9 protein-coding genes are annotated in these 12,712 nt (G+C 29.8%); 3 read left to right on the top strand and 6 right to left on the bottom strand.

Annotated elements, in window-relative coordinates; all coding sequences use genetic code 11:
* Positions 1-51: 51 nt before the first annotated feature.
* Positions 52-1,527: a helix-turn-helix domain-containing protein gene (locus tag BM549_RS06890; RefSeq protein ID WP_290469594.1), complete on the top strand. Its 1,476-nt coding sequence runs from the start codon at positions 52-54 to the stop codon at positions 1,525-1,527.
* Here the strand turns inward: BM549_RS06890 and BM549_RS06885 are convergent.
* From BM549_RS06885 to BM549_RS06865, 5 genes are all read right to left on the bottom strand, one after another.
* The gene (locus tag BM549_RS06885) at positions 1,524-1,991 is read right to left on the bottom strand and encodes a DinB family protein (RefSeq protein ID WP_290469593.1); all 468 of its coding nucleotides are present in this window, start codon (positions 1,989-1,991) and stop codon (positions 1,524-1,526) included. The two genes, BM549_RS06890 and BM549_RS06885, sit on opposite strands and share 4 nt — an antisense overlap.
* A gap of 15 nt (positions 1,992-2,006) precedes the next feature.
* Positions 2,007-2,390 carry a VOC family protein gene (locus BM549_RS06880; RefSeq protein WP_290469592.1) on the bottom strand — a complete coding sequence of 128 codons (384 nt, stop codon included), beginning with the start codon at positions 2,388-2,390 and terminating at the stop codon, positions 2,007-2,009.
* A 53-nt stretch (positions 2,391-2,443) separates the two neighbouring features.
* Entirely contained in the window at positions 2,444-2,953 is a 510-nt protein-coding gene (locus BM549_RS06875) for a DUF695 domain-containing protein (protein ID WP_290469591.1), read from the bottom strand.
* Between the two features lie 133 nt (positions 2,954-3,086).
* The gene (locus BM549_RS06870) at positions 3,087-6,539 is read right to left on the bottom strand and encodes a pyruvate carboxylase (protein WP_290469590.1); all 3,453 of its coding nucleotides are present in this window, start codon (positions 6,537-6,539) and stop codon (positions 3,087-3,089) included.
* A 27-nt stretch (positions 6,540-6,566) separates the two neighbouring features.
* Complete coding sequence (locus BM549_RS06865) at positions 6,567-7,628, bottom strand: hypothetical protein (protein WP_013868824.1); 1,062 nt, start codon at positions 7,626-7,628, stop codon at positions 6,567-6,569.
* 449 nt (positions 7,629-8,077) lie between these two features.
* Between BM549_RS06865 and BM549_RS06860 the strand changes: the two genes are divergently transcribed.
* Positions 8,078-8,935 (top strand): YitT family protein, encoded by an 858-nt coding sequence (locus BM549_RS06860; protein WP_290469589.1) that lies wholly within the window; start codon positions 8,078-8,080, stop codon positions 8,933-8,935.
* 55 nt (positions 8,936-8,990) lie between these two features.
* Here the strand turns inward: BM549_RS06860 and htpG are convergent, their stop codons facing one another.
* On the bottom strand, positions 8,991-10,904 hold the full coding sequence (htpG, locus tag BM549_RS06855; RefSeq protein WP_290469588.1) for a molecular chaperone HtpG: 1,914 nt from the start codon (positions 10,902-10,904) through the stop codon (positions 8,991-8,993).
* 314 nt (positions 10,905-11,218) lie between these two features.
* On the opposite strand from htpG, the gene BM549_RS06850 reads away from it, so the two are divergent.
* Positions 11,219-12,229, top strand: a complete 1,011-nt coding sequence (locus BM549_RS06850) for a 3-oxoacyl-ACP synthase III family protein (RefSeq protein WP_290469587.1) — start codon at positions 11,219-11,221, stop codon at positions 12,227-12,229.
* Positions 12,230-12,712 lie beyond the last annotated feature (483 nt).

Here is a 12,712-nt window from a genome sequence, read left to right as displayed (position 1 = left end):
ATTTATTTTCGCCAAAAAATAATATTCGCAAAAAAGTGTATATTTGTTTTTATGGAAGAAGATTATATTAAACTTATATTTGGTTTAAAGCTAAAGCAGATACGTACAGATAAAGATTTATCTCTATTTGGTTTGTCTAAATTATCTGGCTTATCAAAGTCTTATTTAAATGAAATTGAAAACGGAAAAAAATACCCAAAGCCAGACAAAATAGCGATTCTTTCAGAACGATTAGATGTGCCTTATGACCAAATGGTATCTTTAAAGTTAGATAAAAATTTAGCACCAATAGGTGATTTGCTTCAGTCTAAAATTTTAAAAGAAATACCGTTAGAACTCTTTGGTATTAAAGAAAGTAATTTAATAGATATAGTTGCTAATGCACCAGCAAAAGTAAATGCATTTATTAGTACTATTATTGAAATAGCACAACATTATAATTTTAGTCGAGAAAGTTTTTATTTAGCCTCTGTACGCTCATTTCAAGAAGCTAATAATAATTATTTTCATGACTTAGAGCAAAATGTTTTAGCTTTTGCAAAAGCTTACCATTTAAATTTAGATAGTTTTATTAGCTCTAAAGATTTAGAAGAAATATTAATTGAAGAGTATGGCTATACTATTGAAAAAAATGAATTAAATAAACATGAGGCTTTAGGAAATTTACGTTCGGTTTATGTACCAAAAACTAAAACCTTACTGCTAAACAATGAAATAGACGAATCTCAACGTACATTTATTTATGCGAAGGAATTGGCTTATAATTTTCTTGAAATTAAGGAGCGCTTGTTTACTTTTCCATGGATTAAGTTTGATACTTTTGATCAAGTTTTAAATAATTTTTATGCTTCATATTTTGCAGGTGCATTAATTATTTCTCGTGAAAAACTAAAGAAACAATTAGCTAATATTTTTGAAAAAGAAACATTTCAGTCTAACTTATTTATAGAATCTATAGAGAGTTTTAATGCTTCTCCAGAATCTTTTTACCAAAGGTTAACCAATATTTTACCAAAAGCATTTAATATTCAAAATCTGTTTTTCTTACGTTTTTCTCACACGGCAGGTAGTAATGCTTTTTATTTAAATAAAGAGTTGCATTTATCACACCAACACTCGCCACATGCCAACGAAACAAACGAACATTACTGTAGACGTTGGGTGTCTTTAAAAGTTTTAAAAGATATAAGTGAAAATAAAAATAGTCATGAATTTGATATCCAGATTTCTAATTATAAAGATGATGGTGAAAAATATTTGGTACTATCATCTGCAACAAGAGATCCTTTTAAAGATAGGCAATATAGAAGTATAAGTATAGGTTTATTAATTAATAAACAACTACAACGTAAACTTAATTTTTTAAGCGATGCAAATATTAAAATGCAAAATGTTGGTGTAACTTGCCAACGTTGTACGGTAGAAAATTGTGAGGTAAGGCAATCGCCACCAGTGGTTTTAGAAAAAAAGACTAAAAATAAAAAAATAGAGACTATAGTAGAAACACTTACTGCTAAGTTTAATTAATTTACAACTACTAGTTTTTTTAACATAACAATTTGTCCTAAATGGTAATGTGAGTGCTCTATAATACCAAGTAAATTTCTAAAGTAAGTACCATATTTTTCATCTTCAAAATAAGCTTGTAATTTGCTATCTGGTAATTGTTTAATTAATTCTGCAAATTGTTTAGCTTGAGTAAAAATTTTATCTAAAAATTGCTCCCAGTCTTTTTGGTTTGTAATTGGTGGATGATTAAAACTTAAGGCATCTTTAGCATTTAGTTTTTCGCCTTCAAGTACTTTTAAATTAGCGTCTATATAATAATTTATATGAAATACTAATGTAGCTATAGTATTAAAATCCTGTATTTTAGTTGTTGCTTGTTGCCAGGTTACAGAATCTAAAACTGTTTTTAAATTTGAAGCAGTCCAATTTCCACCAAAATGAAATTCTAATATATGTTTTGCTATTTGCGAAGTCGTTTTCATTAAAAAAAATAAAAATTAGTAATCATTATTTACTTCAATCCAATAATCATCTGGATCTTGAAAGTAAATTTGCTTAATACCATCGTTTCTAATATAATCTTTTTTTGGTGTGTTACGCCAATCTGAATAGTCTATACCTAAAGACTCTAAGTGCTCTACAAATGCATTAAAATTTAATGTGGCTAAGGCAAAATGTACAGCTTTGTTAGTTTTTATTTCACTATCTGGTCTAGGTATTAAATGTAATTGTTTGTTATCGTTAAATTTAAGCCATCTTGTTTTTGAATGAGATGCGGTGTTTTTTATCTCTTCAAGCTTAAATACTTTTTTATAAAATAAAACAGATACATCTACATCTTTAACAGAAAGTGCAATATGGTTAAAGGTGAAACAATTCATTATTTATTTAAATTAAGGCTTAATATCTGTTCTTTATTTAAACAAAGTTTATACTACCTAGGTTCTAAGCCATATTTTTTTAAAGTATTGGTATATAAATTCCAAGCTCTGTCTTTATTAAAAGACACTTGAATAGGAATTTTTTCAAATTCTAATAATGTGGTACTAACACGTTTTTTAAATTCTGCAACCGAAGTTGTGTAAAATAACCAGGTTTTACGGTTTTTGTGGCTGTAAACTATTGTAAGTATAGATTGTAAATCATGCTCTAAACTTTTAATTAATGCGTCTTCAATTTCTGTCATTAATTTATTTTCTTCAGCAGTAGGAATACCATTGTTTGTTTGTGAATTAAATGTCCAAACAAACTCTACGTGATCATTATATTGCTTAGAGTCGGTAAAGTTTTTTAAATGTTTTCTACCTCTTACAATAACAGGTTTTCCTTCGCTTTCTACGGTTGTTGCAAACCAAGAGTCGTTTAATTTTAGTTTAGATTCTTTAGACTGAGAGAATAAAGTACCAACATTTAGTATTAGTATTAATAGAATAAGTTTTTTCATTTTTTTAAGTTTTTTTGAAGAATTTGGGACTTTTAAATACTTAAAACGAAGCTACTACAAATAATTTACAAAGCCAAAAACAAAAAACCACCTAAAAAGGTGGTTTTTAAACTTGTAAATAGTTTTTCTTCTATTATTCTATAGTTACAATTAAATCGTCTTGTTTAACCATATTACCTTCTTTTAAACTAATTTTTTTAACAATTCCAGATTTAAAAGCCGTAACAGTTGTTTCCATTTTCATGGCTTCAATTATAAATAGAGGATCGTTTTCTTTTACTTCTTGTCCCTTTTTTACTAATACTTTGTATAATGAACCTTGTAATGGTGCACCAATATGGTTGGTATTAGCAGGATCTATTTTCTCATTTTCTTCTACAGTAATATTTAAAGATTTGTCTAATACTTCAACAAATCTATTTTCTCCATTAACTTTAAAAAATACAGTTCTCATACCTTGCTCATTAGGTATGCCCACAGATAGTAATTTTATAATTACTGTTTTACCAGGTTCTAATTCTATTAAAGTTTCTTCTCGCAATTTCATACCATAAAAAAAGTTTTTTGTTGGTACTAATGCTAAGTTGCCATAGTTTTTATAATTTTCATGGGCTTTTTCAAAAACTTTTGGATATAGAGTGTACGATAAGAAATCTTCCATTTCTATAGCTCTTGTAAATCCTTTTTGAAATTTCTTTTTAAAGGCTTTATACTCAGTATCAAAATCTATAGGTTCTAAATGTGCATTTGGTCTATTAGTATATGGCTTTCTGTTTTTTAGAATTATTTTTTGAAGCTTTTTAGGAAATCCTCCAGCTGGCTGACCTAAATCTCCTTTAAAGAAACTAATTACCGATTCTGGAAACGAAATTTCTTCACCACGTTCCATAACATCTTCTGTGGTAAGATTATTTGTAACCATAAAAATCGCCATGTCTCCAACCACTTTAGAGCTTGGTGTTACTTTTACTAGATTGCCAAATAGTTTGTTAACAGCAGCATACATTTTTTTAACCTCGTCAAACCTATCACCTAAACCTAAAGCTATAGCTTGTGGTCTTAAATTTGAATATTGTCCGCCAGGAATTTCATGCTCAAAAACCTCTGCTGTTCCAGCTTTTAAACCAGATTCAAATGGGTAGTACAACTCACGAGTGTCTTCCCAAAAATTTGAAAACTGATTTAATTTTGGCATATCGAACTGGTGTTCTCTTGGTTGGTTTTTCATCATTTCTACAACCGCATTAAAATTAGGTTGAGATGTAAGCCCAGATAAACCACTTAATGCTACATCTACAACATCTACACCAGCTTCTATAGCTTTTAAATAGGTTGCTGTTTGTAGTGATGAGGTATCATGAGTATGTAAATGAATTGGTACATTTACAGTGTCTTTTAACGCCGAAACCAATTCTGTTGCAGCATAAGGTTTTAATAAACCTGCCATATCTTTTATGGCAATCATGTGGGCACCAGCATTTTCTAAATCTTTAGCAAGTTGTGTGTAGTATTTTAGGTTGTATTTTGTTTCGTTAACATCTAAAATATCGCCAGTATAACTTAATGCTGCCTCTGCTATTCCGCCAGTTTTATTACGAACATAATTTATACTTGGCTCCATAGCTTTTACCCAGTTTAAGGAGTCGAAAATTCTAAAAATATCAACACCATTTTCCCAAGATTTTTCTACAAACTTTTCAATTAAATTATCTGGATATGCTTTATAACCAACACCATTAGAGCCTCGTAATAGCATTTGAAATAATATGTTGGGTACTGCTTTACGCAATTCTCTTAAGCGTGTCCATGGACTTTCGTGCAGGAAACGTAAGCAAACATCAAAAGTTGCGCCACCCCAAACTTCCATACTAAATGTATTAGGATGGTTTTTTGCATAACTTTCGGCTACTTTAAGCATATCGAACGTTCGCATACGTGTTGCTAATAGTGACTGGTGTGCATCTCGCATTGTGGTATCTGTAAAATGAATTTTCTTTTCATCTTTTAACCAAGCACAAAATTTTTCTGGTCCTAACTCTGTAAGTAAATCTTTTGTGCCTTTTGGATAAGCTTCAGATAAACTAAACTTTGGAATTTTAGGGTTTCTAAACACCTTGTTTTCTTCAATAAACTTTACATCAGGATTGCCATTTACAATAGTTTCAGCTAAATACTTAACTACTTTTGAAGTTCTATCTTGTGGTAATTTTATTTTGAAAAGTGCAGGTGTATTTTGAATAAAATTAACGGTTACTTTTCCATCTTTAAATGTTGGATGCTGAATTACATTTTGTAAAAAGTGAATGTTAGTTTTTACACCACGAATTCTAAATTCTTTTAAAGCTCGAATCATTTTACGTGTAGCACCATCTAAGGTTCTACCATGTGATGAAACTTTTACTAACATAGAATCGAAAAACGGACTTACCTGATAGCCTTGGTATATACTACCAGCGTCTAAACGAATACCCATACCAGATGCACTACGATATGTTGTTACATTACCATAATCTGGTGTGAAGTTATTGGCAGGATCTTCGGTTGTAAGTCTACATTGTAATGCAAAACCATAGGTAGCTATAGAATCTTGATCGTATATTTTTATTTGTTGGCTGTTTAATTTGTAACCACCAGCAACAAAAATTTGTGTTTTTACCAAATCTATACCTGTAACCATTTCGGTAACGGTATGTTCTACCTGTATTCTAGGATTAACTTCTATAAAGTAAATATTATCTTCTCTATCTACTAAAAACTCTACTGTACCAATGTTATTATAACTTACTTCCTTGGCAATAGAAACAGCATATTTATATAATTGTTGTTTAACATTATCACTTACATTATGTGATGGTGCAATTTCAACTACTTTTTGATGTCGACGTTGTACAGAGCAGTCGCGTTCATGTAAGTGGCGAATATTACCATGATTATCTGCAACAATTTGTACTTCAATATGTTTTGGGTCTTCAACATATTTTTCTAAAAACATGGTGTCATCACCAAAAGCATTTAATGCTTCATTTCTTGCTGAGTCAAAATTTAGTTCTAAATCTTCAGCTTTTCTAATAATTCGCATGCCACGACCGCCACCACCAGAGGCAGCTTTAAGCATAATAGGATAACCTATAGTTTCGGCTTGAGAAAGCGCTACTTTTAAAGAGGTTAGTTTCTTTTTATTACTTTCTATAATTGGTACATTACATTTTACTGCTACTTTTTTTGCAGTAATTTTATCGCCTAACGCGTCCATAACCTTTGGGTCTGGACCAATAAAAATAATACCATTAGCGGCACATTGTCTTGCAAATTCTGAGTTTTCAGATAAAAAACCATAACCTGGATGTATAGCGTCTACATTTTTAGATTTTGCCAAATCTATTATGGCTTCAATATCTAGATAGGGTTTTAATGGTTGGTTGTTTTCTCCAATTTGGTAAGATTCATCAGCTTTATTTCTATGTTGCGAGTAGCGATCTTCGTACGTATAAATGGCTACAGTTGTTATGTTTAACTCTGTACAAGCTCGTAAAACGCGAATAGCAATTTCACTTCTGTTAGCAACAAGAACTTTTTTAATTTTCATTTTGTAGTAGTGTGTTTTAGTTGTGTGTTATTTTATAATATATGGATTTTCGTTTTGGTAATTTCTTATAATAAAATCTAATGCAGATTTTAGTAATTCTCCCATGTTTTTAGAGCGTTTAAACCTTACATCGTTAGTGAGTTTAAATAAGCCAGACCTTAATTCTTTAATTTTAGCATTTGTAGAAATTGTATCTTCTTTCATGCAATTAATTAAATCTTGTAAGCGTTCCTGCTCGCTTGTTGCTCGCTTTGCTAGAAGAGAACGTTCTTCTTTTTTATATTGTTCTATAGACTCTTTAGCTAAAACCTCTATACTCATTTTTACTAAAGCATTGTTTTCTTTTAAAAACTGTGGTTTATATACTTTTGGGTTACCTTCATAACTTTGCTGGTCGAAATCTACTGCGCGAATTCTATATTGAATACGGTCGAAATCATGAGTAATTACAATTACATAATTATACGAGCGCATATCTGCCAAAAGTCTTACAAAGCAGCGCTCATTAAATTTAACAAACTCTTTGGCTAATGCACGTTTATCTTGTTCTGTAATTTTATTTAGGTATTCGCTTATGTAAGTGTCACCAGGAATTCCAGAAATATGTTCTTCTATTAAAGTGTCTTTATGAACTAAAAAGTTTATATGGTTGGGCGATAGAATATGCTCAAGTTCTAAACCGTAAATTCTGGAAGCATCTGCTTTTTTTATATATAAAAATATATAGTTATCATTTAATACGTTTCTAACTTTTATACGAAAAGGTTTAGTATTACCAAAGGTGCAAAAATCAATACTATCAATATTTAAATAGGGTAGAATAGAGTCACTACCGTCTGAATGTAATATAGAATACATTTGTTTTAAACTTAACTCTATTTCATCTCTTTCATGCTCGGCATAATAACAGCTTACCCAAAGTGTATCATTATCATTATCATCAAAAATTTCTACTGCACCTTGAAAGCGTAAAAGATCATCATAAAAAATTGGAATTTTTATGTTTCGGCCTTGCTCACTAAGGTATTTTGACAACTTATCTGTTATTGGATATGCTGGTTTTTTTTTAGATATTAATTTTTCGTTCATAGTAATAATTCAATGCCTATAAGGTAGTTATTTATTGACAAAAAATACTATGCACGCATAGTATTTTTTTATTTTTATTTAAAATTAATTTAACATAAGAAAGGTTTGTTTATAAAAATTAAATTTACCTTTGCAGTATAATTATGAGAAACAATAAATTAAATAGTATTTGTAAAATGTTTTGGATGTCAATTTCCAAAGCATAGAGCGTATATTATAAAAACCATATATAAAGCGTTCTATTTTTTAATAGAACGCTTTTTTTTTAACCATAGTAAAATGAATTTTTTAAACCTTATATCGATTAGTATTAAAAGTAATGCACATAATTTTATGTGTAAGAAGTCGATTACACCCAAATATCAAAGCGTTTAAATTAATAAGAAATAGAAACTTTTAATCCCTTTGATTTTACACTAAATCAAAGGGATTTTTTTATACCTAGTATTATGATAAGAAAAATCACAGTATTACTAAAAAGAGAGCAAACAGTTAAAGAGTTAAAAAGCTATACTAATGTCATGATTGGGTCATTAATATTAGCTATAGCGTATGTAATATTTATTATACCACATAATATTGTGCCAGGTGGTATTTTAGGTTTAAGTATTGTAACAAATAAACTTACAGGTTTATCTGTTGGTATAGTAGCTTTGTGTATAAATATTCCATTATTACTTTGGGGAACAAAAGTATTGGGAAAAAAAACAGGCTTAAAAACAGCATTTTCAATGGTGTTGGTGTCTTTTTATATAGACATTTTCACCAAAATATTTAGAAATAAGATATTTGTAGAAGATGTTTTAATCTCATCGATATTTGGTGGTGTAATTATTGGTTTTTCTGTTTTTATGGTAATGAAAGCTGGTGCAACCACTGGAGGAAATGATATTTTAGTTCGTATACTGGCAAAAAAAATTAAACGTCCTTTTAGTCAATTAATATTAATGGTAGATGGTATTGTAATTGCTTTGGGTATTTTTGTGTTTAACGATTTTACAATGGCTGCTTATAGTATTGTTGCTATAATTGCTATTAGTAAAACCATAGCTTATTATATTAAGCAATCTGCAATGCACATGACGGTATTTGTTTTTTCTGAAAAGAATTTACTTATACAAGAGGCTTTTTTAAATAACAAAAAGCATACTAATACAATATTAAAATTAATACACCATGATTCTCAAGGAAAGTTAATTTTAATTACAAAAAACAGAAAACAAATTGAGACTGTTAAAGCTGTAGTTTATAAAGTAGATGAAAAAGCAGATATTAGTGTTTTAGAGTCTACAACTGAAACGGTTTAGTTAAATAAAAAAGCCACTTCAAATTGAAGTGGCTTTTTAAATTAATTTATAGAGATTACTTAATCATCTCATAACTACGTTTTACAAAATCGCTTAATTCTTTACCTTTTAATAAACCTTGAGATAGTCTAGCTAAATCTAAACTTTGGTTAATTAAACGTTCTTGTTTTTTCTTTGTTTTGGTATTTAGAATATCGTTTACTAAGTCAGAATTTGTATTTACTACTAGGTTGTAAATCTCTGGCATGTTACCAAACATATTCATTCCGCCACCACCAGTTGCTTGCATTTCTTTCATACGACGCATGAATTCTGGTTGTGTTATCATAAATGGAGCAGCATCACTATCTTGAGGTTCTAATTGTACAGAGAATTTTTCAGAAGGAATAACTTCTTTTAGTAATTCGTCTAATGCTTTAGTTTGCTCTTCATCTAATTTAGAAATTGTTGTATCGTCTTTCTTAATTAGTTTGTCTATAGAATCTGCATCAACACGTGCAAAAGTAATATTCTCTTTAGTGCTTTCTAATTTTTGCATTAAATGCGAAACAATTGGAGAATCTAATAACAATACTTCATATCCTTTTGCTTTGGCAGCTTCAATATATGTATGTTGTTCGTCTTGGTTGCTTGCGTATAGAATTACCATTTTACCATCTTTATCTGTCTGGTTTGCTTTAATGGCGTTTTCTAATTCTTGATACGTGTAAAACTTATTATCTACTGTTGGGTATAATGCAAATGCATCTGCTTTATCGAAGAATTTATCTTCAGAAAGCATTCCATATTCAATAACAATTTTAATATCGTTCCATTTTGCTTCAAAATCTTCACGGTTATTATTAAATAACGATTTTAATTTATCTGCTACTTTACGTGTAATGTAAGATGAAATCTTTTTAACAGCGCCATCTGCTTGTAAGTACGAACGTGATACGTTTAATGGAATGTCTGGAGAATCTATAACACCACGTAACATGGTTAAAAATTCTGGTACAATACCTTCTACATTATCTGTTACAAATACTTGGTTTTGGTATAATTGAATTTTATCCTTTTGCATGCTCATATCTTGAGTCATTTTTGGGAAATACAATATACCAGTTAAGTTAAATGGGTAATCTACATTTAAGTGAATATGAAATAAAGGCTCTTCAAATTGAGCAGGATAAAGTTCTCTATAAAAACCTTTATAGTCTGCATCTTCTAACTCAGTTGGTTGTTTTGTCCAAGCTGGATTAGGATTGTTTATAATATTATCTACAGTAATTTTTTTCTGTGGTTCTGTAGTTTCTTTACCTTCAGCATCTTTAGTTGTTTCAGGTGTATGTTCTGGATCGTTAATTTCTTTAGTTCCAAATTTAATTGGAATAGGCATAAACTTGTTATACTTAGATAGTAAGCTACCAATACGTGCTTCTTCTAAAAACTCTAAAGAGTCTTCAGCAATGTGAAGAATAATTTCTGTTCCTCTATCTTTTTTATCTGCTGTTTCTAATGTGAATTCTGGAGAACCATCACAAGTCCAGTGTGCAGCTTCGGTTCCTTCTTTGTGAGATTTAGTAATAATTTCTACTTTATCTGCTACCATAAAAGCAGAATAAAAACCAAGACCAAAATGCCCAATAATTCCAGAGTCTTTAGCAGAGTCTTTATATTTATCTAAAAATTCTTCGGCTCCAGAGAAAGCGACTTGGTTAATGTATTTTTCAACTTCGTCTGCAGTCATACCTAAACCTTGATCAATAATATGAAGTTTTTTACCTTCTTTATCGATTTTAACTTCAATAATTGGGTTTCCGTATTCTGCTTTAGACTCTCCAATACTGGTTAAATGCTTTAATTTTAAAGTTGCATCTGTACCATTACTAATAAGTTCACGTAAAAATATTTCGTGATCACTATATAAGAACTTCTTAATTAGTGGAAAAATGTTTTCTACCGAAACATTAATATTACCTTTTGCCATTGTTATAGTTTTTTAAATCTGTTAATTTAATCACTATGGTTATGTAAAACATAGTGGTAAAAAACAGGTTTTAATTATTATTATTAATTTACTGTTTTGTGATAGTCAAAAAAAATACCAATTAAGTAAAGGTGACAAGATGACATTTGTTTTTTTGTTATTATTAAATACATAAAATAGTTTATATATTATGCATGCATAATGATTGAAATATAATTTTAAAGTGTTTTATTGCGAAAACATTAAATTGCGAGACTATTTTAAGAAGTTTTAACAAATAACTTCTTGTTTAAAAAAAGAATAAAAGATTATAAATGTACAATTCGAAAATTATTGGACTTGGTAAGTATTTGCCAGATAATGTGGTAACTAATGATGATCTATCTAAAATGATGGATACAAATGATGAATGGATTACCGAACGCACAGGAATAAAAGAACGCCGTTGGGTAAAACCAGGTTCTGGAGATACAACTGCAACTATGGGAGTAAAAGCTGCCAAACAAGCAATTGAGCGTGCAGGAATAGATAAAGACGATATAGATTTTATTGTTTTTGCGACTTTAAGTCCAGATATGTATTTTCCTGGTCCGGGCGTACAAGTACAGCATGCTTTAGGAATTAAAACTGTTGGTGCGCTAGATGTACGTAACCAATGTTCTGGTTTTATTTATGCTTTATCTGTAGCAGATAATTTTATTAAAACAGGAATGTATAAAAACATTCTTGTTATTGGTAGTGAGTTGCATTCTCACGGGTTGGATAAAACTACACGTGGTCGAGGCGTTACGGTAATTTTTGGTGATGGAGCAGGAGCTGCAGTTTTAACAAGAGAAGAAGACACAACTAAAGGTGTATTATCTACACATCTACACTCTCAAGGTGAACATGCTGAAGAGTTGGTGTTAGTAGCACCAGGTATGGGAAAACGTTGGGTAAATGATATTTTAGCAGATAAAGATCCTAACGATGAAAGTTATTTCCCGCATATGAATGGGCAATTTGTATTTAAAAATGCTGTAGTTAGATTTAGTGAAGTAATTATGGAAGGTTTAATGCAAAATAAATTAGGGAAAGAAGATATTAGTATGCTTATTCCGCATCAAGCTAATTTAAGAATAGCTCAATTTATACAAAAAAAGTTTGCACTTAGTAATGATCAAGTTTATAATAATATTATGCGTTATGGTAATACAACAGCAGCGTCTATACCTATTGCGTTAACTGAAGCTTGGGAAGAAGGTAAAATAAAAGAAGGTGATAATGTGGTTTTAGCAGCCTTTGGTAGTGGATTTACTTGGGGAAGTGCTATAATAAAGTGGTAATTTTTTAACAAGAAACTATAACTATAAAAAATCCCAATGTTTAACAATGGGATTTTTTGCTATCAATCATATAAACTTAACGTGTTTACGAACGTTTTATGTAAAGACTAATTCAAATAAAATAAATTCGTTAACGGTGTTGTGTTTCTTAATAGACGCTTATTTTTTGATTTTATTACATTGATATTCAGTATTTAACACTATTTAACATAAGGATTTTAATCTCATAAAAAAAAATCCTGAAACAAAGTTCCAGGATTTCACGCTATTAATCAATTCTATAATAATATGAAATATCAATTTCAAGAATTAACTGATGCAAATATATAACCCAATTATGGTTAAATCTATTTGGTTGAGGTATTTAGCACTTTTTTAACGCAATTTATAGATCTTTAACAAGAAAATATATACATAAATAAAAACCCAAAGCATAAACGCTTTGGGTTTTCTAATTTAATAGCCAAAATAAACACTAACCAT

This window comes from Lacinutrix sp. MedPE-SW, from assembly GCF_001874145.1.
GTDB lineage: Bacteria > Bacteroidota > Bacteroidia > Flavobacteriales > Flavobacteriaceae > Lacinutrix.
Note: the sequence above shows the minus strand (reverse complement) of the source record. Positions and strands in the feature narration are given on the sequence as shown.